The organism is Nocardia goodfellowii (genome assembly GCF_017875645.1).
In the GTDB taxonomy this organism is placed as follows: domain Bacteria; phylum Actinomycetota; class Actinomycetes; order Mycobacteriales; family Mycobacteriaceae; genus Nocardia; species Nocardia goodfellowii.
Genome location: NZ_JAGGMR010000001.1, coordinates 7,749,999 through 7,771,318, shown reverse-complemented (window position 1 = coordinate 7,771,318; position 21,320 = coordinate 7,749,999). Strand labels below are relative to the sequence as shown.

At 67.8% G+C, this 21,320-nt stretch carries 20 protein-coding genes; 11 read left to right on the top strand and 9 right to left on the bottom strand.

Annotated elements, in window-relative coordinates; translation table 11 throughout:
- The first annotated feature begins 161 nt into the window (after window positions 1-161).
- The 5 genes from BJ987_RS36020 to BJ987_RS36000 are packed head-to-tail and all read left to right on the top strand — an operon-like array spanning window position 162 to window position 8,257.
- A complete protein-coding gene (locus tag BJ987_RS36020; RefSeq protein ID WP_209897484.1) occupies window positions 162-3,863 on the top strand; it encodes a nitrate reductase subunit alpha in 3,702 nt (1,233 codons plus the stop codon).
- Entirely contained in the window at window positions 3,863-5,464 is a 1,602-nt protein-coding gene (narH, locus tag BJ987_RS36015; protein ID WP_209897483.1) for a nitrate reductase subunit beta, read from the top strand. Before BJ987_RS36020 ends, narH begins: the two co-directional genes overlap by 1 nt.
- Window positions 5,461-6,093: a nitrate reductase molybdenum cofactor assembly chaperone gene (gene narJ, locus BJ987_RS36010; protein WP_209897482.1), complete on the top strand. Its 633-nt coding sequence runs from the start codon at window positions 5,461-5,463 to the stop codon at window positions 6,091-6,093. The genes narH and narJ overlap by 4 nt, the downstream gene beginning before the upstream one ends.
- Window positions 6,090-6,821: a respiratory nitrate reductase subunit gamma gene (narI, locus tag BJ987_RS36005; protein WP_209897481.1), complete on the top strand. Its 732-nt coding sequence runs from the start codon at window positions 6,090-6,092 to the stop codon at window positions 6,819-6,821. The genes narJ and narI overlap by 4 nt, the downstream gene beginning before the upstream one ends.
- On the top strand, window positions 6,818-8,257 hold the full coding sequence (locus tag BJ987_RS36000) for a sugar porter family MFS transporter (protein WP_209897480.1): 1,440 nt from the start codon (window positions 6,818-6,820) through the stop codon (window positions 8,255-8,257). Before narI ends, BJ987_RS36000 begins: the two co-directional genes overlap by 4 nt.
- Before the next feature lie 30 nt (window positions 8,258-8,287).
- Here BJ987_RS36000 and BJ987_RS35995 read toward each other — a convergent pair whose 3' ends face one another.
- Window positions 8,288-9,334 (bottom strand): glucose 1-dehydrogenase, encoded by a 1,047-nt coding sequence (locus BJ987_RS35995; RefSeq protein ID WP_209897479.1) that lies wholly within the window; start codon window positions 9,332-9,334, stop codon window positions 8,288-8,290.
- An 84-nt stretch (window positions 9,335-9,418) separates the two neighbouring features.
- Between BJ987_RS35995 and BJ987_RS35990 the strand changes: the two genes are divergently transcribed.
- Both BJ987_RS35990 and BJ987_RS35985 read left to right on the top strand, forming a co-directional pair.
- On the top strand, window positions 9,419-9,964 hold the full coding sequence (locus BJ987_RS35990; RefSeq protein WP_209897478.1) for a gluconokinase: 546 nt from the start codon (window positions 9,419-9,421) through the stop codon (window positions 9,962-9,964).
- Window positions 9,965-10,126: 162 nt separating this feature from the next.
- Window positions 10,127-11,161, top strand: a complete 1,035-nt coding sequence (locus BJ987_RS35985; protein ID WP_209897477.1) for an LLM class flavin-dependent oxidoreductase — start codon at window positions 10,127-10,129, stop codon at window positions 11,159-11,161.
- Here the strand turns inward: BJ987_RS35985 and BJ987_RS35980 are convergent.
- Genes BJ987_RS35980 through BJ987_RS35970 form a run of 3 tightly spaced genes read right to left on the bottom strand, consistent with a single transcriptional unit; the run spans window position 11,142 to window position 12,737 of the window.
- Window positions 11,142-11,807 carry an NAD(P)H-binding protein gene (locus tag BJ987_RS35980; RefSeq protein WP_209897476.1) on the bottom strand — a complete coding sequence of 222 codons (666 nt, stop codon included), beginning with the start codon at window positions 11,805-11,807 and terminating at the stop codon, window positions 11,142-11,144. The two genes, BJ987_RS35985 and BJ987_RS35980, sit on opposite strands and share 20 nt — an antisense overlap.
- A 37-nt stretch (window positions 11,808-11,844) precedes the next feature.
- Entirely contained in the window at window positions 11,845-12,156 is a 312-nt protein-coding gene (locus tag BJ987_RS35975) for a transcriptional regulator (RefSeq protein WP_209897475.1), read from the bottom strand.
- Entirely contained in the window at window positions 12,153-12,737 is a 585-nt protein-coding gene (locus BJ987_RS35970) for a hypothetical protein (RefSeq protein WP_209897474.1), read from the bottom strand. The genes BJ987_RS35975 and BJ987_RS35970 overlap by 4 nt, the downstream gene beginning before the upstream one ends.
- Window positions 12,738-12,887: 150 nt before the next feature.
- Here BJ987_RS35970 and BJ987_RS35965 point away from each other — a divergent pair, with 150 nt between their 5' ends.
- Complete coding sequence (locus BJ987_RS35965; protein ID WP_209897473.1) at window positions 12,888-13,946, top strand: alpha/beta fold hydrolase; 1,059 nt, start codon at window positions 12,888-12,890, stop codon at window positions 13,944-13,946.
- 4 nt (window positions 13,947-13,950) lie between these two features.
- Here the strand turns inward: BJ987_RS35965 and BJ987_RS35960 are convergent, their stop codons facing one another.
- Together BJ987_RS35960 and BJ987_RS35955 are read right to left on the bottom strand one after the other, a co-directional pair.
- Window positions 13,951-14,298: a hypothetical protein gene (locus BJ987_RS35960; protein WP_209897472.1), complete on the bottom strand. Its 348-nt coding sequence runs from the start codon at window positions 14,296-14,298 to the stop codon at window positions 13,951-13,953.
- Between the two features lie 54 nt (window positions 14,299-14,352).
- Window positions 14,353-14,988: an HD domain-containing protein gene (locus BJ987_RS35955; protein WP_209897471.1), complete on the bottom strand. Its 636-nt coding sequence runs from the start codon at window positions 14,986-14,988 to the stop codon at window positions 14,353-14,355.
- Window positions 14,989-15,081: 93 nt separating this feature from the next.
- Here BJ987_RS35955 and BJ987_RS35950 point away from each other — a divergent pair, with 93 nt between their 5' ends.
- Entirely contained in the window at window positions 15,082-16,032 is a 951-nt protein-coding gene (locus tag BJ987_RS35950; RefSeq protein WP_209899670.1) for a GlxA family transcriptional regulator, read from the top strand.
- A gap of 39 nt (window positions 16,033-16,071) precedes the next feature.
- Here the strand turns inward: BJ987_RS35950 and BJ987_RS35945 are convergent, their stop codons facing one another.
- The 3 genes from BJ987_RS35945 to BJ987_RS35940 form a co-directional block, all read right to left on the bottom strand.
- Complete coding sequence (locus BJ987_RS35945) at window positions 16,072-17,223, bottom strand: serine hydrolase domain-containing protein (protein ID WP_307869860.1); 1,152 nt, start codon at window positions 17,221-17,223, stop codon at window positions 16,072-16,074.
- A gap of 92 nt (window positions 17,224-17,315) precedes the next feature.
- On the bottom strand, window positions 17,316-17,834 hold the full coding sequence (locus tag BJ987_RS37650) for a hypothetical protein (protein WP_245366286.1): 519 nt from the start codon (window positions 17,832-17,834) through the stop codon (window positions 17,316-17,318).
- A 240-nt stretch (window positions 17,835-18,074) separates the two neighbouring features.
- A complete protein-coding gene (locus BJ987_RS35940) occupies window positions 18,075-18,227 on the bottom strand; it encodes a hypothetical protein (RefSeq protein ID WP_209897469.1) in 153 nt (50 codons plus the stop codon).
- A gap of 431 nt (window positions 18,228-18,658) precedes the next feature.
- Here BJ987_RS35940 and BJ987_RS35935 point away from each other — a divergent pair, with 431 nt between their 5' ends.
- Window positions 18,659-19,234: a MauE/DoxX family redox-associated membrane protein gene (locus BJ987_RS35935; protein ID WP_209897468.1), complete on the top strand. Its 576-nt coding sequence runs from the start codon at window positions 18,659-18,661 to the stop codon at window positions 19,232-19,234.
- A 378-nt stretch (window positions 19,235-19,612) separates the two neighbouring features.
- Window positions 19,613-21,301, top strand: coding sequence for a glycosyltransferase (locus tag BJ987_RS35930; RefSeq protein ID WP_209897467.1), 1,689 nt, complete (start codon window positions 19,613-19,615; stop codon window positions 21,299-21,301).
- Window positions 21,302-21,320: the final 19 nt, after the last annotated feature.

Below are 21,320 nucleotides of genomic sequence, written 5' to 3'. Positions count from 1 at the left end.
CGGCGATCGTCCGGCGTGGCCCGTAAATCCCGGCATTCTTCTGTGCTTGACTCGACTGGCGAGTCCTGTTGCTACCCAATTGCTGTTGCTTGATACCGGCTTCCACAGCGGCGGCACCCGCTGGCGCGCCGAGGGAAAGGGATGATGGGCATGGGTCAGACATGGTGAGCCCCCCGGCCGCCGGTCCAGGCGAAACCGGTGAACTGCTGCTGCGCTCGGCGCGCTGGTTCCGTCCCGGCGCACCCGCGGCCGACCTGCACAGCGAACAGATCGAGGGCGGGCGCGAAGGCGATGTGTTCTACCGCGATCGGTGGAGCCACGACAAGATCGTCTACTCCACCCACGGGGTGAACTGCACCGGTTCGTGCCGCTGGAAGGTCTACGTCAAAGACGGCATCATCACCTGGGAGACCCAGGCCACCGACTATCCGTCGGTCGGACCGGACCGTCCCGAGTACGAGCCGCGTGGCTGTCCGCGCGGTGCGTCGTTCTCCTGGTACACCTATTCGCCGACCCGCGTCCGCTACCCGTACGTCCGCGGTGTGCTGCTGGAGATGTACCGCGAGGCCCGCCGGCGCCTCGGCGACCCGGTTCGCGCCTGGGCCGACATTCAGGCCGACCCGGAGCGCAGGCGACGCTACCAGCGGGCCCGGGGCAAGGGCGGTCTGGTGCGCGCCACCTGGGACGAGGCGATCGAAATCGCCGCCGCCGCACACGTACACACGATCAAGAACTACGGCCCGGACCGGATCGCCGGGTTCTCGCCGATTCCCGCCATGTCGATGGTTTCGCATGCCGCCGGAGCCCGGTTCATGGGGTTGATCGGCGCGCCGATGCTGTCGTTCTACGACTGGTACGCCGATCTGCCGGTCGCCTCACCGCAGGTGTTCGGCGATCAGACCGATGTCCCCGAGTCCGGCGACTGGTGGGACGCGGCCTACCTCATGATGTGGGGTTCCAACGTCCCGGTGACCCGGACGCCGGACGCGCACTGGATGGCCGAAGCTCGGTACCGCGGGCAGAAAGTCGTGGTCGTCGCCCCCGACTACGCCGACAACGCCAAATTCGCCGACGAATGGCTACACCCCCATCCGGGCACCGACGGCGCGTTGGCTCTGGCGATGGGGCACGTGGTGCTCCGGGAATGCTTCGTGGGCCGGCAGGTGCCGTTCTTCGACGACTATGTCCGGCAGTTCACCGATCTGCCGTTCCTGGTGACCCTGGTGGAACGCGACGGCGGGTATGTCCCGGACAAGTTCGTGCGCGCGGCCGACTTGGGGGACACGGGGGAGGGCGCGCGGTGGAAGACGGTGCTGCTGGACGAGACCAGCGGCGAACCGGTGGTGCCGAACGGTTCGCTCGGTTTCCGGTGGACCGAATCCGGCACGGGCCGTTGGAATCTGGATCTCGATCAGGTTCGCCCGCTGTTGTCCCTGCACGGCCGCGGCAGCGGGGTCGAGGTGATGCTGCCGCGCTTCGACACCGAGGGCGGCGCGCACGGGCAGGGCCGCGGCGCGACGATGCGGCGCGGTGTGCCGGCGCGGCGTCTGCGCGCGGACGGGCCGCTGGTGACCACCGTCTTCGATCTGCTGCTGGCCCAATACGGTGTCGCCCGAACGGATTTGCCCGGTGACTGGCCGAGTTCGTACGCCGATGCCGACGCAGCCTGCACACCCGCCTGGGCGGAGCGGATCACGTCCGTCCCGGCGGCGCGCACAATCAAGATCGCGCGCGAGTTCGCCGCTGTCGCCGCGGAATCCCGGGGCCGGTGCATGATCCTCATGGGCGCGGGCACCAACCACTGGTTCCACTCCGAGACGATCTACCGCGCGTTCCTGTCCCTGCTGCTGCTCACCGGCTGCCAAGGGCGCAACGGCGGCGGCTGGGCGCACTATGTCGGCCAGGAGAAGTGCCGGCCGGTGACGGGTTGGGCCACACTGGCCTCGGCCAACGACTGGTCTCGGCCGCCGCGTCAGATGATCGGCACCGCATGGTTTTTCACCAATACCGATCAGTGGCGCTACGACGGATTCACCGCCGATGTCCTGGCCTCGCCGCTGGGTACGGGCCGCTTCACCGGGATGACGGGAGCCGACGTGCTGGCCCAGTCGGCGCGGATGGGCTGGATGCCGTCGTATCCGACTTTCGATCGCAACCCGCTCGACCTGGCCGACGCGGCGGCCGCCGCCGGTACCGCCGTCTCCGACTATGTGGTGGACGAATTACGCACCGGCCGACTGGGTTTCGCGTGCGAGGACCCGGACGCACCGCGGAACTGGCCGCGGGTGCTCACGCTGTGGCGGTCCAACCTGCTGGGCTCCTCGGCCAAAGGCGCGGAGTACTTCACCAAGCACCTCCTGGGGACGCACTCCTCGCTGCGCGCCGAACAAGCGCCGCCGGGTGCCCGCCCCCGGGATGTGGTGTGGCATGACGAAGCACCGGAGGGGAAGCTCGATCTGCTGCTCACACTCGACTTCCGCATGACCTCCTCGACCATGCTCTCGGATGTCGTGCTGCCCGCCGCGACCTGGTACGAGAAGCACGACCTGTCGTCCACGGACATGCACCCCTACGTGCATTCCTTCGCACCGGCGGTGAATCCGCCCTGGCAGGCGCGCACCGATTTCGACGCCTTCTACGATCTGGCCGCGCGACTGAGCGAGCTGGCGGCCGGGCACCTCGGCACTCGTCACGATGTGGTGGCCACGGCGCTGCAGCACGACACCGCCGGGGAGACCGCCCAGCCCGGCGGCGTCGCGCTGGATTGGCGTGCGGGCGACTGTGCTCCGATCCCCGGCACAACCATGCCCGCGCTGGCGGTGGTGGAACGTGACTACACCGCCATCGCGACGAAATTCGCTTCGCTGGGCCCACTGGCCGAGAAGCTGGGCCTACCGGCCAAGGGCATCATGCTGCGTCCCGATGCCGAGATCGACTATCTGCGCGCCCGCAACGGTGTGGTGGCCGAGGGTATCGCCGCCGGACGCCCCGCGCTGGACACCGATCTGAAAGCCGCCAACGCGATTCTCGCCCTGTCCGGAACGACCAACGGGCGCTTGGCGGTTCAGGGCTTCGAGACCCTGGAGCGGCGCACCGGACAGCCCATGGCACACCTGGCGGCGGAGAAGGAGGGTGTGCGCATCACCTACGCCGACACCCAGGCCGCGCCGGTGCCGGTCATCACCTCACCGGAGTGGTCGGGCAGCGAATCGGGCGGGCGGCGGTACGCGCCGTTCACGCTCAATACCGAGCACCTCAAGCCCTGGCACACCCTCACCGGCCGCCAGCATTTCTTCCTCGATCACGACTGGATGCACGAGCTGGGCGAGGCGCTGCCGGTGTACCGGCCGCCGCTGGATATGCGGCGGCTGTTCGGCGAACCCGCGCGCGGCCCCGACGGCCAGCACGAGGTGACGGTCCGCTATCTGACACCGCACAACAAGTGGTCCATTCACTCGGAGTATCAGGACAACCTGTTCATGCTGTCGCTTTCCCGTGGCGGACAAGCGATCTGGATGTCGGTGGAAGACGCGGAGGCCATCGGCGTCGCGGACAACGACTGGATCGAGGCGGTGAACCGGAACGGCGTGGTGGTGGCGCGGGCCATCGTCTCGCCGCGGATGCCGCGCGGGACGGTGTACATGCACCACGCGCAGGAACGCACGATCAACGTCCCGAAGTCCGACACCGACGGCCGCCGCGGCGGCATCCACAATTCGCTGACCCGGGTGCTGCTCAAGCCGACGCATCTGATCGGTGGCTACGCCCAATTGTCTTGGGCTTTCAATTATTTCGGACCGACCGGCAACCAGCGTGACGAGATCACCGTGATCCGCCGCCGCACCCAGGAGGTTTCGTTCTGATGCGTGTGATGGCACAGATCGCGATGGTGATGAATCTCGACAAGTGCATCGGCTGCCATACCTGCTCGGTGACCTGCAAGCAGACCTGGACCAACCGCTCCGGCATGGAGTACGCGTGGTTCAACAATGTGGAAACCCGTCCGGGCCAAGGATATCCGCGCCGGTACGAGGATCAGGAGCGGTGGAAGGGCGGCTGGACGCTGACCCGGCGCGGCAAACTGAAGCTGAAGCAGGGCTCGCGGGCCTGGAAGCTGGCCAGTCTCTTCGCCAATCCGGTGCTGCCCACCATCCGCGACTACTACGAGCCGTGGACCTACGACTATCGCAACCTCACCGACGCGCCCCTGGGTGACGACTATCCGGTCGCGCCGCCGCGCTCGCTGGTCACCGGTAAGCCGATGTCCGTGCAATGGTCGGCCAACTGGGACGACAACCTGGGCGGCGCGGCCGAGTACGGGCAAGACGACCCGAATGTGGTGCGGATGCGCGAGGAGGTGGGCGAGCGGATTCGCTTCACCTTCGAAGAGAGCTTCATGTTCTACCTGCCGCGGATCTGCGAGCACTGCCTCAACCCGTCCTGTGTGGCGGCCTGCCCGTCCGGGGCCATCTACAAGCGCGCCGAAGACGGCATCGTGCTGGTCGATCAGGATCAGTGCCGGGGCTGGCGGCAGTGCGTCACCGGCTGCCCGTACAAGAAGATCTATTTCAACCACAAGACCGGTAAGGCCGAGAAGTGCACCTTCTGCTATCCGCGGGTGGAGGTCGGCCTGCCCACCGTGTGCTCGGAGACCTGCGTGGGCCGGCTGCGCTACCTCGGCGTCATGCTCTACGACGCCGATCAGGTCACCGCGGCCGCCGCCACCGCGGATGAAAAGCAGCTCTACCACGCGCAATTGGCCTGCTTCCTCGATCCGGAGGATCCGGAGGTCCGTCGCGCCGCGGCACGCGACGGCATCTCCCGCGAGTGGCTCGAGGCCGCCCGGCGTTCACCGGTATACGCCCTGATCAGCGAGTACCGGGTCGCATTGCCGCTGCATCCGGAATACCGCACCATGCCGATGGTCTGGTACATCCCACCGCTGTCCCCGGTGGTGGACGCGGTGGCGGACAGCGGTTTCGACGGCGAGGACGCCGGCAACCTGTTCGGCGCGATCGACGCGCTGCGCATCCCGATCCAATACCTGGCCGAACTGTTCACCGCCGGCGATATCGCCCCGGTGCGCCTCAGCTTGGACCGCCTGGCGGCCATGCGGTCGCACATGGCGGACCTCAATCTCGGTCGCACCGTCACCGAGGACAAGGCCGCGGCCGTGGGCATGACGGCCGCGGCGATAGAGCGGATGTTCCACCTGCTCGCTGTCGCGAAATACGAAGACCGGTATGTGATTCCGACGGCGGCCATGTCCGAGGCGCACCAGTTGGAGGAGGCCGCGGTGGGCAGCGGTTGCAGCCTCGAGACCGAGGGCGGGCCGGGCATGTCCGAGGACGGATCCTTCGGCACCGGGTCGGGGCGCAAGTCGTTGCCGCTGGTGACCATCGAGAGTTTCCACGCCATGCGCAAACAACAGACCGCGGACACTCCGGAGGAGCCGAGGCCATGAACCGCATCGGTGACGACCTCGCGATCGTGTACCGGGTGGCGGCCGCGTGCCTGGCCTACCCCGATGCCGAATTCACCGCGGACCTGGCGGGATTCGCTCGGGCCCTGCAACCGCTCCGGCATCCCGCGGCGGCCCGGCTGCGCGAGTTCCTCAGCGCTACAGCGGAACTCGATGAAGCGCAGCGCACCGCGAGCTACGTGGACACCTTCGATTTCAGCACTCGGCACAGCCTGTACCTGACCTGGTGGAGCGACGGCGACACCCGGAACCGCGGCCGGGCGCTGGTGCGATTCAAGAACCGCTATCGCGCATACGGTTTCGATTTCGACGGTGCCGAACTGCCCGACTACCTGCCCGCCGTCCTCGAGTTCAGCGCCCTGGCCCGCACGGACGCCCTGCTGGTCGAGCATCGACCGGCGCTGGAACTGCTGCGCATCGGCTTGAGCGAACACGACAACGACTACGCCGCCGTGCTGACCGGCGTCTGCGCCACGTTGCCCGGCGCGTCACCCACTGACCGCGCGCAGGCCCGCGCCATGGCCCGCACCGGCCCACCCCGCGAGACCGTGGGTTTGGAGCCCTACGGCCACCTCGGAATGCTTCCCCTGCTGACAGGAGACCATCGATGAGCATCTTCCTGTGGGGTGCGCTGCCCTACCTGGTCATCGGCCTGCTGGCCACCGGCCTGGCCTGGCGCTACCGCTACGACAAATTCGGCTGGACCACGCGCTCCTCCGAACTGTACGAATCCAGGCTGCTCAACATCGCCTCGCCGATGTTCCACTACGGCATCCTGTTCGTCTTCGTCGGCCACGTCATGGGCCTGTTCATCCCGGCCGGCTGGACCGACGCGCTGCACTTCGGCGAGCACGCCTACAACCTGCTGTCACTGTTCGCGGGCACCGCGGCCGGCGTTCTGGCGATCGTGGGCATCGGCATGCTGGTCTATCGCCGCCGCACCCAGACCGCCGTCTTCCACGTCACCACCCGCAACGACAAGCTCATGTACGTGGTACTGGTGGCTTCGATCGCCAGTGGCCTGTTCGCCAAGCTGACCCATTCCAGCCTCGACGAGGGCTACGACTACCGGACCACGATCGCACCCTGGGCGCGCAGTATCTTCCTGCTGCGCCCCGAGGTCGATCTGATGGCGCAGGCGCCCCTGGCCTTTCACATCCACGCGGTGATCGGGATGGCCCTGCTGGCCCTGCTGCCGTTCACCCGGCTGGTCCACATGTTCAGCGTGCCGATGCAATATCTGTTCCGGCCCTACATCATCTATCGCACCCGCGATCCGCGGCAGCTCGCCGAGCGTGCGCCGCAGCGCGGCTGGGAACGAATCGACTCGGGCCGATGAGCGACCTGCCCCGCGTCCGGCGGCCGCATCCGGACGCCAACGCCGAACCCGGAGCCATCGGGCCGAACGTCGTGTTCGTCGCCGCCGCGGCGGCCATGGGCGGCTTCCTCTTCGGCTACGACTCCTCGGTCATCAACGGCGCGGTCACCGGCATCCAATCCGACTTCGGCGTCTCCTCCGCCACCATGGGCTTCATCGTCGCCGCCGCGCTACCGGGTGCGGCGGCCGGGGCGCTGACCGCGGGCTGGCTGGCCGATCGCTACGGACGCACACGCGTCATGCAGCTCAGCGCGCTGTTGTTCGCGATCAGCGGTCTGGGCAGCATGTTCGCCTTCGGGGACGCCGATCTGACGGTGTGGCGTTTCGTCGGCGGAATCGCCATCGGCGCGGCCTCGGTGGTGGCCCCGGCCTACATCGCCGAAGTCGCGCCACCGGCCTACCGCGGGCGGCTGGCCTCGTTCCAGCAGCTGGCGATCGTTCTGGGTATCGCCCTCTCGGCGGTGGTCAACTATCTGATCAACATGGCCGCGGGCGGCTCCAATGACGCCGATCTGCACGGGCTTTCCGCCTGGCGCTGGATGCTGGGCGCCGAGGTGGTGCCCGCCCTGGTCTACGGGGCCATGGCGTTCCTGATTCCGGAATCACCGCGCTACCTGATCGCGAACGGGCAGGAGGACCAGGCCCGCAAGGTGCTCGCGGACGTGGAGAACGACGATCCGGCGCACCTCGATCAGCGCGTGCACGAGATCCGCTCGGCGATGGCCGGCGAAGTCCGCTCCGGACCGAAGGATCTGCTCAGCCACAGCCGCGGTGTGCTGCTGCCCATCGTGTGGATCGGCATCGGTGTGTCCGCGCTGCAGCAGCTGGTGGGTATCAACGTGATCTTCTACTACTCGTCGCTGCTGTGGCAGCAGGTCGGGATCGATACCTCCAATTCGCTGCTGGTGTCGATGATTTCCTCGGTCATCAATATCGTCGGCACGGTGATCGCCATGTCGCTGGTCGACCGCGTCGGCCGCAAGCCGCTGCTGCTGATCGGGTCGACGGGCATGGCGGTGACGCTGGGCGTCTGCGCCTGGATGTTCGCCTATGTCGGTGGGACACAGGACCATCCGTCGATGCCCGAGGTACCCGGCACGGTGGCGCTGGTCTCGGCCAATCTCTATGTGCTGTTCTACGCACTGTCCTGGGGCGTGGTGGTGTGGGTGCTGCTGGGGGAGATGTTCCCCAATCGCATTCGCGCCATCGCGCTGTCGGTGGCGGCCAGTGCGCAGTGGCTGGCCAACTGGCTGATCACCGTGTCGTTTCCGTCGCTGTCGGCCTGGAGCCTGACCGGCGCGTACGGGCTGTACGCGCTCGCGGCGGTCGTCTCCATTCCGTTCGTGCGTCATCTGGTGCGCGAAACCAAGGGCCGCACATTGGAATCCATGGGTTGACCCACGAAAGCCTGTGGTACGCCGCCGCGCTCACAATTCGACTACGACCTTGATGTCGTCGTGGCCGGGAGTGAAAGCCTCGGTCGCCCGCGCCAGCGGAATCGTGCGGGTGATCAGCCCGGCCAGCCACTCCTGGTCAGCGGCCGCCAGCGCCGCGGCGGCCTGGTGGTAGTGCCGCTTGTTGGCGTTCACCGACCCGAAGATCAGATCGTTCTCCAGCACGATATTGCGGTTCGCGGCGCCGGCATCGAAGGTGACCGGCCGCCCCACCGGGGAAACACCGGTGAGACAGACGATTCCGGCCGGCGCGTTGTGCGTCATGGCGTCCACCGCGACCTGCGCCGAGCCGGTGGCCTCCACGATGATGTGCGGGTCGATCTCGGCGGCCACCTCGGGCAGCGAAGCACTGTGATAGGTCGCCCCGAGGGCCCGGGCCATGGCCGGCTGTATCCCCTCGTCGCCCAGCGCCAGCACGTGCACGTCGAGCCCGCGCTGGGTGCCGAGCAACGCGGCCAGCAGCCCGATCGGCCCGGCGCCGGTGACCAGGACGCGCTCGGGCTCGTACCAGGCGCGCGCACCGACCCGCTCGATCTGCTCCCACGCCTTGGCGACCACCGTGGCCGGCTCCATCAGCACGCCGAGCCGGCCGAGCGCCGCGTCCAGCGCGACCGCGTAGTCGGCTTCGACGGTCCACAGTTCCGAGGCGAAGCCGTCGATCTGCTTGATACCGCGCTCGGTGTACTGCCCGTTGCGGCACATATCGAATTCACCGTGCGCGCATGCCCCGCACGGCACCGGATCGGGACGCCGCACGATGCCGGCCACCAGGTCACCGGCCGCGAAGCCGCTGCCCTCCGGCGCGGTGAGCACCTCGCCGAGCGACTCGTGCCCGATGATCAGACGTTCGTGCCCGGCCGGGGCCCAGCCGTACTCGCCCTCGGCGATCTCGCGATCGGTACCGCAGATGCCGACGGCGATTCCGCGCACCAGCAGGTCACCCGGACCTGCCACCGGGTCCGGTACCTCGGTGACCTCCAGCGACCCGGCCTTCTCGGGAATGACGGTGAGCGCACGCATGGGACCTCGATTCGGTGTTGGCTACGCTATCGGTGGGTCACGTGGTGATTTGCTGTAATTTTGCCAGTTGTTCGAGGAGGATTCATGACAAGCGAAGCGATCCGGCCCTGCATCGCTGTCGTGATGGGAGTGTCGGGGGCCGGGAAGACGACCGTCGCCAACCTCCTGGCCGCGCACCTGGGCTGGGAGATGCTGGAGGGTGACGACCTGCACCCGCCGGAGAACATCGCGAAGATGGCTTCCGGACATCCGCTCACCGACGCCGACCGTAAGCCGTGGCTGGAATCGATCGCCCGCTGGATCTCCGCCCGGGTCGAGGCCGGCGGCTCGGCCGTGGTCACCTGCTCGGCCCTGAAACGGTCCTACCGAGATGTCTTGCGGCAAGCCGTGGCCGGCCACCCCGAAGCTACGCTGATCTTCGTCTACCTGCACGGCTCGCCCGAGGAACTGCACCGGCGCCTGGTCGAGCGCAAACACCATTACATGCACGCTTCGATGCTGGATTCCCAGCTCGCCACCCTCGAACAGCCGACCGGCGAGCCCGACGCCGTCACCATCGACATCGGCGGTACTCCACGCGAGGTCGTCGCCGCGGCCGCGGCCGCCGTCGAAACCCGCCGGGACGGATAGATCGGGCCGCCTGCCCGGGGCCGCGGCGGCGTATGCCGAAGCCCTGGACGCCGCGGAAGTATTGCACGCCTGGGATGCTGATCGGCGTGTCGACCTGGCGCTGGAACACCTCGGCGGGACCGCCGCTCGGAATCAACGACGCGCGGACGCGTTGACTTGGACATGACATCGGCGTTCGCGGAGACCCGCTTCTCCATCCTGGACCGGTCGCGCACCCGGGAGGGCCAGACCCATCCCGAGGCGCTGCGGGAGACCGTGGAGTTCGGGCGACTCGCGGAGCGGTGGGGTTATCACCGGTTCTGGGTCTCCGAGCACCACAGCGTGCCGGGGGTGGCCGGGTCCGCGCCCACCGTGCTGGCCGGGGCGGTGGCGGCGGCGACCACGCGGATTCGGGTCGGCACCGGCGGCGTGATGCTGCCCAATCACCAACCGCTGGTGGTGGCCGAGCAGTTCGGCGTGCTGGAGTCGCTGTATCCGGGCCGTATCGATATGGGGCTGGGCCGGTCGGTGGGTTTCACCGACGGCGTGCGGCGGGCACTGGGGCATGGCAAAGGAGACGCCGAGGATTATTTCGACGCTCAGCTGACCGAGCTGCTGGGATATTTCGCCGGTGGACAGCACGGCGTGCACGCCTGGCCCGCGGAGGGGCTCCGGATTCCCGCCTTTCTGCTGGCCACCGGCTCCGGCGCGCAGCGCGCGGCCCGATTCGGCCTGCCGCTGGTGATCGCGGCGGTCTCCGGCGAGCAGGCCATGGTGACGGCGATCGAGCAGTACCGCGCCGGCTTCCGCGCCGGGCCCGGCGGTGACGCGCCCTACGTCATGGTCTCGGCCTCGGTGGTCCTCGCCGACACTCCCGAGCAAGCCCGCAGACTGCTCATGCCCGAAGCATGGTCGGCCGCGTACTCCCGGACGCGGGGCGAGTTCCCGCCGCTGCGCGCCCCGGCGGACATCGAACGCGAAGTCATGACGGACCGTCAGCGCGGCATCTTCGAGGAGAGCATGCGCGGGCATATCCACGGCACCGAAGACGAGGTGCTGCCCGCGCTGCGGTCGTTGATCGACCGGACCGGCGCGGACGAAATCCTGGTGCATACCAGCACTTTCGACCGCGCCGCCCGACTCGAATCACACCGCCGCCTGGCCGCCGCGGTCGGATCGACGGAGTTGGCTGCCGGCGTCAGCGGCCGTGCGCGGTAGCGCTCAGCCGCTCGACCGCGTCGGCTACCGGAGTGTCGCCGCCGGTGAGTTCGACGATGACCCGGCCGAGTCCCGCGCGGTGTAAGGCGGCGGCGAGGAAAGCCGCCACATCGTCGCGCGGCACGGTGCCGTATTCGATGGCGGGCCCGGCGGTGACGCGGCCGGTGCCCGGGTCGTCGACGAGCGTGCCCGGCCGGACGATGAGCCAGTCGAGGTCGCTGCGGGTCAGGTAGACATCGGCGGTCTTCTTGACCCGCATGTAGTGCTCGAACCCGGCCGATGTCTCCCGGTCCCGTCCCGCTTCCGGGAACACCGAGACCAGCGCGAATCGCGCGATACCGGCCCGGCTCGCGGCGTCGGCGGCCTTCTCCAGGCCCTTGCCGTCGATCAACGTGGTCTGATCCATGCCGGTGCCGTGCGCTCCGGCCGAGAACACCACGGCATCGTGCCCAGCCATCTTGCCGGCCAACTCCTCGACGGAGTCGGCGACGAGGTCCGCGGGCAGGGGAGTGGCTCCGGTCGCGCGAACGACCTCGGCCTGCTTCGGATTGCGGTACATCCCGGTTACTTGGTCGCCGCGCTCGGTGAGCAAGCTCGCGAGCCTGCGTCCGATACCTCCGGCGGCGCCGATCTGGAAGACCTTCATGGGTGCTCACTCTAGGGAACCGGCCGGCGGTAGGGGCTCAGGCTTGCTCGGCGGCGTCGATTAGCGCCCGCAGGGCGGCCAGTTCGGCGTCGAAAGCGCTGCGCCCGGGGTCGGTGATCGTGAGCCAGGTTTTGCGGCGGCCCCGGCCGGTGCTGCGCCGGGCGGTGACGAAGGCGGCGTCCTCGAGGACTTTGAGATGCCGGTTCAGGTTGCCGTCGGTGAGCCGCAGCTGATCGCGCAGTACCCCGAACTCCAGGGCCACCCCGGAGCGCAGCAGCGCGAGTATGCCGAGTCGAATGCGTTGGTGCACAGTGTCATCCAGCTCGAGGATGGGGTGCGTCTCGGTCATGGCCGCTGTCCGGGATCGGCGCGCACCAACTCCGCCACGGCCGCCACGGCCGCCGTGAGGCCGACGACCAGGGCAAGCCAGGCATACCCGTTCGCGGGCTGGATGATCGCCACGGCCACCGACACGCCGATCGCGGCAAGAGCCACCGCGGCTGTCGCCATCGAGCGCAGTGCGACGGCGAAGACCGCAAGGCCCGATCCCACCGCCAGCCACGGCGCGACCAGCGCCCACGTGCCCGCGACCACCCAGCCGACGAATTGCGTGCTGAGCACCATGGCCACACCGGTGAGCAGCGCCGCGACACCGCGGCCGTCCGGCAGTTGCGCCGGTCGGCGAGCGAAGTACCAGCCGCAGACCACCGCGGTGAGCGGGGAGACCACGATCCAGTACCAGCCGGCGCTGTCGCGGCCGTCCAGCAGCGAGGTCGCGGGCACCGAGGCCAAGACGGCTACGGCCACACACCACAGCGGGAACCACATGGGTGCGGCCAAGGTCCATCCCCGCCGGGCCAACGTCTCCATGTCGCCGAGAAGCACTCGCGCGTCCCCGGCATCCGAATTACTTTGCGATGCAGAGTTCATATGTCAACTCTGCGCCGCAAAGTAGACTCCCACAAGTGATTTCAACCCGCCTTGACCTGCTGGGATGGCGGCGCAGTGCTATATGTTACTGTTTGTAACGTCTATTTCGGGGCGGCCCGGCCGTCCATCGCCGAGAGGAATCGACCTCCGATGACGTGGTCCATCACCAGCCTGCCGCCCGCGCTGCGCAACGGCTGGGCGCTGACCTTCGGCGGCGGCATCGAAATGCCCACGCGCACCCCGTCGACCGTACTCTACGACCGCCCGCACCGGCAGCTGCGTCGCTTCGACCGTGCGACCCCGGCCACCGGCAATCCGGTCCTGCTGGTGCCGCCGCTGGCCGTCGACGCCTCCTGCTACGACTTGCGTCCCGGCCAGAGCCTGGCGCAGTTCCTGCTCGACACCGGCCGGCAGCCCTATGTCATCGACTACGGCCGGATCACCGCCGCCGACCGAGATCTCGGTCTCGAGGAGTGGATCGACGACATCGTCCCGTCCGCCGTCGCCCACATCAGCGCCGATCACGACGGCGCGGACGTCGACGTGATCGGCTGGTCGCTCGGCGGCATCATCAGCCTGCTCACCGCCGCCGACCACGCCGACCTGCCGCTCGGCTCCGTCACCACCCTGGGCTCCCCGATGGACTTCGGCCGCAACATCCTGCTGAAGCCCGTCCGCATGTTCGCCAAGATGACCGGCGGTCGTGAAATCACTTACGCGACGCATCTTTTCGGTGGTATACCCGGATTGTTCGTGCAGGCCGGTTTCCGCGGCATGTCCCTGTCGCGCGAACTGACCCGCCCGCTCTTCATCGCCCGCAACGTCGGGGACACCGAGGCCCTGGCGCGGATGGAAGCCATCGACCGCTTCATCGCCGCCATGCCCGGCTACCCCGGCCGGCTCTACCGTCAGACCTACCGCCAGCTCATCGTCGCCAATCAGCTCGCCCGCGGCCAAGTCCAGCTGGCCGACGACCGCGTCATCGACCTGAGCAAGCTCACCTGCCGAGTCCTGCTGCTCGGCAGCAACGGGGACACCCTCGCCCCCGCCGCCACCATCGCCCCGGGCGTCGAAATCCTCACCGGTGCAGCCGAAGTCGAATTCGCCGAGGTGCCCGGCCTGAACCATCTGGCCTTGATCGCCGGCCCGCAAGCCCGCACGACGACCTGGCCCCTGATCGACGAATTCTTGGCCAGGACGTTGTTGTAGCCGGCTACCCCCAGGTCGCCTGGTTCGGCACGGTCGAACTGAAGATGACGAAGAAGAACTGACCGGGCGCCAGCTCGTTCATGTCATGCCAGCCCCCGCCCGGATCTCGCTGATAGAACCGGCGCATCCCGGTACCGTCGTCGAAGCAGGCGATATTCGCGGTACCGAACGGGCTCCAATACACCGCGGTGTTCGGCCGCGGCGCCTCGAACGGCGTCCGGAACAGATGCCCGCACGGCGTGATCACCGGGTGGTAGATCGTGGGTTGCGCCGCGGCGACCGGGCCCAGCCCGGCGATGCCCGCGGCGGCGGCCGCGGCGGCGATGATTCCTCGGCGGATAGCGACACGCATTCGGTCTTACTCCTCACTCTCGGATTCGTTCCTGCCGCGCGACTCTACGGACACTCACTCGGGCCAGTCGGAACCTTCGATGAGTTCGACGAAATTCGTCCGGGTGTAGCCGGGCGAGAATCGTGCCAGCACGTCGGCTTTCACAGTGCCGAAGGTCGATGCCGGGCGGTGTGCGATGCCGTCGGTGAACGCGGCCAGAATGTGTTTCTTGAAATCCGGCCGCGGATGCGCCGCCACTACCGCGTTTCGCGCTTCAGCCGAAATGTCGTGGTATCCGATGCCGAGCACGTCTACTTCCACACCGGCGGTCACCAGGGCGATTTCGGGAGCCATCCGACCCGGGATCTCCGGTGTGGTGTGCAGGGCGATAGCGGTCCAGACCAGTTCGGCGCTACCGTCGCCGATCCCGTGCGCGCGCAGGAACTTCCGGGCCTCGTCCGCACCGTCGATCTCGAAGCGCTGCGTCGTACCTCGATAACGTGTGGTCAACCCGAGATCGTGGAACATCGCGCCGACATAGAGGAGTTCTGGATCGAATTCCAGGCCGCGACGGCGGCCTTGCAGTGCGCCGAACAGGAATACCCGCCGCGAGTGATCGAAGATCACCGGCGCGGCGGCCTCCCGTACCAATTCGGTGGCCTCGCGAGCCAGGTTGCTGTCGGGAATCCGGATATCAGCGATCGTTGTCATCCTCCGAGCTTCGTCGCCGGCCACGCCGCTCCACCATGGCCATCCGGCCGGGAACCCCACAGATTCGGCCATTAGGCTGACGTGGTGAGTCGCATGATCGCGGTAGCGGTATACGAAAACGTCCGGCTGCTCGATGCCACCGCACCCATGGAAGTATTCAGCACCGCAACGGAATTGGGTGGCGACTACGAACTCGTCCTGTGCTCGCCCACCGGCGAACCGGTCCGCGCGTCGGCGGGTACCAGCCTGACGGTCGGCGCCTCCTACGCCGATATCCAGGACGCGCACACCGTTATCGTCCCCGGCTCGGGCCGGTTGCCGCACGCCCCCGCCCCACGCGAACTCGTCGACGTCATACCGGGTTTCGCCGCTTCGTCCCGCCGCCTCGCCTCTGTCTGCACAGGTGCGTTCGCCCTGGCCGAGGCCGGTGTCCTGGACGGCCGCCGCGCCACCACCCACTGGCGGTATACCGGTGTACTGGCCCGCGCGCATCCGAAGATCACCGTCGCACCGGACGCCATCTACGTCCGCGACGGTTCGATCTATACCTCCGCGGGAGTGAGCGCGGGCATCGACTTGGCCCTGGCCCTGGTGGAGGAGGACGAAGGCGCGGATTCCGCCCGGGAGGTGGCCCGCGACCTGGTTGTCTTCCTGCAACGTCCCGGCGGCCAATCTCAATTCTCGGTCGCCTCCCGGCTTCCGCGTCCCCGGCACGACCCACTGCGTGCCCTTCTCGACGACGTCCTCGCCGACCCGGCCGCCGACCATTCCCTCCCCGCCATGGCCGACCGCGCCGCCCTGAGCGTCCGCCACCTGACCCGCCTGTTCCGCGAACACCTCGACACCACCCCGGCGGCCTTCGTCGAAACCGTCCGTCTGGAAGCGGCCCAGTCCATGCTCGAGTCCGGTGAGTCCGTCACCCGGTCCGCCCGCCGCTCCGGCCTGGGCAGCGACGAGTCCCTCCGCCGAGTCTTCCTGCGGCACTTGGGCGTCAGCCCGTCGGCCTACCGCGCCCGATTCCGCACCAGCCTGTCGGAGCGGTGATCACCGCGGGCATTTCACGCAGGCCCCGTCGCGGTGCGGTTACAGCGCGTCGTAGATCGCCGCGACGAGGTCGTAGGCGCGGCGGTCGCCGGCCAGCCAGTCACGGCGCAGATTGGGAGTGAAGGCGATCGCGATCTGATTGTCGATGTCGCCCAGCCCGATCGAGCCGCCCGCGCCGGGATGACCGAAAGTCGTGGACCGTGCGGGCTCAGGCAGGATGAGGTTTTCGCACGGCAACATATAGCCGAGACCGAAGGCGCTTTCGAGTGACAGCACCGCGTCCGGCCCGCGTACCTGTTCCCGGATCGCCGCGCGCAGCAGCCGCGGCGGTAGTAGCGCACCACCGATGAGGTCGCGGTAGAACGCGGCCAGTGCCCGTGCGGTGGTGACCAATCCGGCGGCGGGCCATCCTCCGGCCAGCACCTCCGGCTTGTTGTACGACCCAGCGGGATTGGTAGACGCGCGCATGGCCAACCCGTCGGGATCCTGGTAGGCCCGCGCCATTGTGGCGACCGTTGCCGCGTCGATCGGTCCGGGATCGGTCCAGCGTTGTTCGTCGGCAGGCGGGAATACGACGCGCGCGGCTCGTGCGATCACCTCGGGCGGCGCTCCGATCCACAATTCGTCGCCGAAGTGGCGGCGCACGTATTCCCCGACCGTCGAACCGGTGTGGCGCCGGATGAATTCGGCGATCAGCCAGCCGAACGTCAACGCGTGATAGCCGTGCCGGGAGCCGGGTCGCCACACGGGTTGCTGACGCGCCAGCAGCGCCGCCATCACTACCGGATCGGCGGCCTCCGTCGCGGAGATGGTGCGGTCGAAGGCCGGCAGGCCCGCGCGGTGGGACAACATGTGGGCCAGCGTCGTCGTCTCCTTGCCGGCCACACCGTATTCCGGCCACCAGCTTGTCACCGGTGCGTGCACGTCCACCTGGCCGGTGTGCGCGACGGCGAGTGCCGCGGTGGCGGTGACGGCCTTCGTGCACGAGAACGTCACAGTGGGAGTGTCGTGCTGCCAGGGCCGCTGTGTGCGGGGATCCGCCACCCCGCCCCAAAGATCCACGACCGCACGGTCTTTGGCGAACACCGCGACCGCCGCCCCGGTGTTTCGTCCGTCCGCGAAGCTGGCTTCGAAGACTTCGCGCACTGCCCGGAAGGCGGGATCGACGCGGCCGTCGGCCCATTTACTCACGACAAAATTAGAACAGGTTCTAGATATCTCGGTCAATGCCGCGGACACCAACGGGCACCCGGCTCGCGCCGGGTGCCCGCGCTTGCCACGCTCTAGTTGAAGTGGATGCTCGTGATCGGGATCTTGCCGTTCTGCATGGTCCCGTTGAGGCAGGGGTTGACCAGGGGCTGGCTGTCTACCGGGCCCTGATCCACGTGCAGGCGGCCACCCGTTCCGGGGCCATCCAGGATGTTGAGCACGTTCGTGACCGGAGCCGCCGGGTTTCCGCCCGGCACGTGCCATTGCCCGGCGACGCGGCTGGTCTCGCCGTTGGCCCACTGCAAGGTGCCCTCGAGGTGGCCGATGGCGTCGTTGCAGCTGCCGTTACCGGTGAACTCGGTCCGCAGCGCGACATCGGCGGTCGGTGTGCCGGTGCAGCCACCGATATCGGCGTCGAAACCGCCATGAATGGGCACCGTGTTCATGCCGAGGGGGTTGGTGTGGAACCTCATCTCGCTTGCCGGACACCAGCCCCCGATCGGCTCGGATACCGCCGGTTGTGCCGCGATCAGTGGTGCGGCAACCGCGGCTGCGACGGCGCAGAAAATTCCGATCCTCCTGGGTGTTGCCATGTCGTCCTCTCCTTTTGATCATCGTTGATCCTGATGGAGTGGTTAACCACGGGCAAACCCGCGGCGGGTAGTCGGTACCCGGCCGGACCGAGGCAAAACACGAAGGGCGGAACTTCGACTCGGTTCTGTCGCCACCGGATGGTGGTCGTCCTGAATGGTGTCCTGAGCGTCGATGCCGCGTTCACGTGCGTGCGCCTCGCTCACGCGAAGTCGACGCTCAGGTCAGCCGGGACCAACTCGCTAGCTGTGCGGAACCGCCTCGCACACCCCGGCCATCGTTGCGGAACCGGCGTCGCTCGGTAGGCCCGCGGCGGTGGCATGCGGTGTGAAGATCAGGAACAAGCCGGCCAGCGCACCGGTGAGAGCGAGGGTGCTGACGAGTCGTGCGAGCATTGCTACTCCGTTCTCGAAGACCTTGCTGGGGACCTCGCTATTCTGTGGTCGCGGCGGGGCAGATGCGTGGATCCGCGCCGGAGAGTATCGGAGCTGTCGGTTTTCGAGACCCGGTGCGAGGGAGCGACGTTCAGGTCACTCGGTCAACGCACCGGCGGATACCTTGCTCGCGGCTGGTATGCGAACCGGGTCAGCCGACAGCTCACGGTTCCGGCTAACTCTTTGCTATCAATCGTAATCCGGGACAAGACCGGCCCAGCGTGCGTAACCAACCCAGTTCCAACAGATATCCAGCCTGGTCCGCTGCCGCCTCAGCAGCGGAATCGCGGTGCGTCAAAGCCAAATCGGACTCATAGCGTATAAGTATCATCCAAGCGGCTCGCTGATCCGAATCACATCTGCCAGGCATCGAGCAAACTCAGGGAGTCGTGTTGGTCGTCATATCAGTTCCAGCCCAAGGTTTGGCGTGGACTGCCTTCGAGCTCACCGTACGACTGGTCGTGGGCGGGTTGCTGGTCGCTCGCGGGATCGGCGTGCTGAGGTCGGTGGAGACTTGGCGGCAGGTGTGGCTGGCAGTGCATCAGATCGCGCCCGCCGGACTGGTTCGCCCGATCGCCATGGTGCTGCCGATCGCCGAGATGGTCGCGGGGATCTTGTTGCTGCTCGGCGCGTTCGGGTCGCGCGGGTCTGTCGCGGCGGGTCTTGTGCTGGCCTCGACCACCGTGGCGATCGGGGTGGCGCGCGCTCGCGGGCTCCGCCTTGCCGACGGTGCGTTCGGCCGGTTGCGCCCATTGCTTTCGCCACCCGCACTGCTGCGCAACGCCGTCTTCGTGATCGCTATCGGGATCGTCGCGGCACAGGGCGCCAGTCCGCTGGCTGTGGCGGCGACTTGGAGCGCATGGCTGCAAGCCGCGGTGGTGGCGGTCATTACCGGAATAGCCGGCACGGCAATCGCCGTGCTACGCCGCGCGCAGCGACAACGGTTCACCGCCGTCGTCTGCGCTTGACGAGAGGAAGTTCAATGCTTTCGCGTCGCACTATGTTTCGACTCTCCGCGAGCAGTGTGGTGGCCGCGATGACTGTCGCGGTCTTCCCTGAATTCGCCCACGCCGAGGCCGAGTGGCCTTCACAGCAGCGAGAGGACAACAAGGGCCAGGTCTCGCAGCGGGGGCGCAACGGTTACCCGAAGACATATGGAAAAGGATATGGACGCAACTACGGCAAGAGCACGACAAAGTCCTGCGAATGCTGATCCCGGTGTAGATACGATCGCGGCCGTCCGCGGCCTACGGTCGTGGCGACCGAGGACGGCCCCGCTGACGCTGGTCGGTGACTTCGCTGCCGCCGAGGCATTCGGCAGCGCGAACGAGTATTTGGCGCGCGGTATGCACCGCACAGGCGCCCGTATCAGCCTGGCCCCCCTGGGAACCGGCCAACGCGGCACCTCGCGCGAGCTGCGTGGTTTGCTCGCCGAGTCCTCTGCCCGGGTGGATGGGCCGGTGCTCTACTCCGGCTGGCTCAGTCGTCCCGAGGTCGACTGTTTGCGCCGCACCGACCTGTTCATCCGGACCGCGTGCGAGAGTTCGCGCATCTGCGCGCGCTGGGTAGAACGGCTGAACCAGGCTCGGGCGGTGATCGTGCCCAGCCAGTACGCCGCGGATGTGTTCCGCACCTGCGGCGTCACCACCCCGCTCTATATCGTCCCGGACGCCGTGGATCCCGATGCGTTTCCCTACCGCGACCGCTCGGGGCGTGCGGGCCTCACCACCCTTATCGTCGGAATCCTCGAGCCGGACAACAACTATCGCCAAGCGATCGCCGGATGGCAGGAGGCATTCCGAGACGATCCGGAGGCCCGGCTCATCATCAAGTCCTGGCAGGGCTGGCCCGACTGTCATATCGCCGGCGACCCGCGGGTCCACCTCGACACCTTGAACGAGCCGGCCGCCGCTACGGCCGACTGGTACGCCGAAGCCGACGTCCTGCTCGCGCTGGGCAACGAGTCTTTCGGAACCGGGATGCTCGAGGCGATGGCGACCGGGTTGCCGGTGGTCGCGCTCGACAGCGAAGGTCAATCGGGTGTGTGCCGGGATGCCGGGGAACTGGTCTTGCCGATCGCGCCCGCCACCTGGCGACCGTATGAACATCCTTACGGCGGCGCGTCCCACGGCGTGGTGGCCGTTCCCGAAACAGCCGATGTGGCAACCCGATTGCGATGGGTCGCGGCACACCGCGCCGAAGCCGCGGACATCGGCCGGGCCGCGTCTCGGTGGGTGCGCGCGCAGCGCAATATCTGGAACAGTGGTCCCGACGTGCTCGCCGTCATCGCCGAACACACCCGGTCTCCCCGGTACGCGAAGTCGCTGGCCCGGAACCGGCCGTTGCGGCCGGCACCGGCGCCCGCCACCCCCTCCGCACCATCGCCCGCCCCCGTCGCCCAACCCGATGGCCCGCCGCTGTGGAGTTACCGGCCGCCGCATGCCACGCCGCTGGGAATCGTCACCCTGTGGAGTCCGGACATCGAGAGCTGGGCCCTGCCACACGCGCAGGACAAGTACGCCTACTGCGAACGCCACGGCTTGGCCTTCTACGGCTACACCGACGTCTTCACCGGCGACCGCGCGCCGCACTGGTCGAAAATCCCCGCTGTGCAACGCCACCTCGACGATCACGACTGGTTGTACTGGATCGACGCGGACGCGGCTGTCACGAACTTCGATTTCGATCTGCGGGCGCTCTGCGACGACGACTACGACTTCATCGCCACCCATGACGAACTCGGCCTGAATTCGGGCAGCTTCCTCATTCGGAACAACGAAGCCACGCGGGCGTTCCTGCGCCTGGCGTGGGCACAGAACGTCACCGACCTGTTCTACGAACAGACCGCGATGGCGCGCGCGATCGCGCTGCAACCGGAGCTGCGGGTCAAGATTCTGGAGAAGCGCACGATGAACAGTTTCTGGGACGAACACCGTCCCGGTGACTTCGTCATCCACGCGGCAGGACAGCCCACAGACGTGAAAATCGCCCTGTTGGAGGCATTCCGAACACACAACTCGCGGCTCAGCCGTTGACAGCGCGGTGCGGGTCAGT

Excerpts from the sequence above, each read along its gene's own strand:
- BJ987_RS36020 (WP_209897484.1), top strand. The coding sequence starts at position 162 with ATGGTGAGCCCCCCGGCCGCCGGTCCAGGCGAAACCGGTGAACTGCTG.
- narH (WP_209897483.1), top strand. The coding sequence starts at position 3,863 with ATGCGTGTGATGGCACAGATCGCGATGGTGATGAATCTCGACAAGTGC.
- narJ (WP_209897482.1), top strand. The coding sequence starts at position 5,461 with ATGAACCGCATCGGTGACGACCTCGCGATCGTGTACCGGGTGGCGGCC.
- narI (WP_209897481.1), top strand. The coding sequence starts at position 6,090 with ATGAGCATCTTCCTGTGGGGTGCGCTGCCCTACCTGGTCATCGGCCTG.
- BJ987_RS36000 (WP_209897480.1), top strand. The coding sequence starts at position 6,818 with ATGAGCGACCTGCCCCGCGTCCGGCGGCCGCATCCGGACGCCAACGCC.
- BJ987_RS35995 (WP_209897479.1), bottom strand. The coding sequence starts at position 9,334 with ATGCGTGCGCTCACCGTCATTCCCGAGAAGGCCGGGTCGCTGGAGGTC.
- BJ987_RS35990 (WP_209897478.1), top strand. The coding sequence starts at position 9,419 with ATGACAAGCGAAGCGATCCGGCCCTGCATCGCTGTCGTGATGGGAGTG.
- BJ987_RS35985 (WP_209897477.1), top strand. The coding sequence starts at position 10,127 with ATGACATCGGCGTTCGCGGAGACCCGCTTCTCCATCCTGGACCGGTCG.
- BJ987_RS35980 (WP_209897476.1), bottom strand. The coding sequence starts at position 11,807 with ATGAAGGTCTTCCAGATCGGCGCCGCCGGAGGTATCGGACGCAGGCTC.
- BJ987_RS35975 (WP_209897475.1), bottom strand. The coding sequence starts at position 12,156 with ATGACCGAGACGCACCCCATCCTCGAGCTGGATGACACTGTGCACCAA.
- BJ987_RS35970 (WP_209897474.1), bottom strand. The coding sequence starts at position 12,737 with ATGAACTCTGCATCGCAAAGTAATTCGGATGCCGGGGACGCGCGAGTG.
- BJ987_RS35965 (WP_209897473.1), top strand. The coding sequence starts at position 12,888 with ATGACGTGGTCCATCACCAGCCTGCCGCCCGCGCTGCGCAACGGCTGG.
- BJ987_RS35960 (WP_209897472.1), bottom strand. The coding sequence starts at position 14,298 with ATGCGTGTCGCTATCCGCCGAGGAATCATCGCCGCCGCGGCCGCCGCC.
- BJ987_RS35955 (WP_209897471.1), bottom strand. The coding sequence starts at position 14,988 with ATGACAACGATCGCTGATATCCGGATTCCCGACAGCAACCTGGCTCGC.
- BJ987_RS35950 (WP_209899670.1), top strand. The coding sequence starts at position 15,082 with ATGATCGCGGTAGCGGTATACGAAAACGTCCGGCTGCTCGATGCCACC.
- BJ987_RS37650 (WP_245366286.1), bottom strand. The coding sequence starts at position 17,834 with ATGGCAACACCCAGGAGGATCGGAATTTTCTGCGCCGTCGCAGCCGCG.
- BJ987_RS35940 (WP_209897469.1), bottom strand. The coding sequence starts at position 18,227 with ATGCTCGCACGACTCGTCAGCACCCTCGCTCTCACCGGTGCGCTGGCC.
- BJ987_RS35930 (WP_209897467.1), top strand. The coding sequence starts at position 19,613 with ATGCACCGCACAGGCGCCCGTATCAGCCTGGCCCCCCTGGGAACCGGC.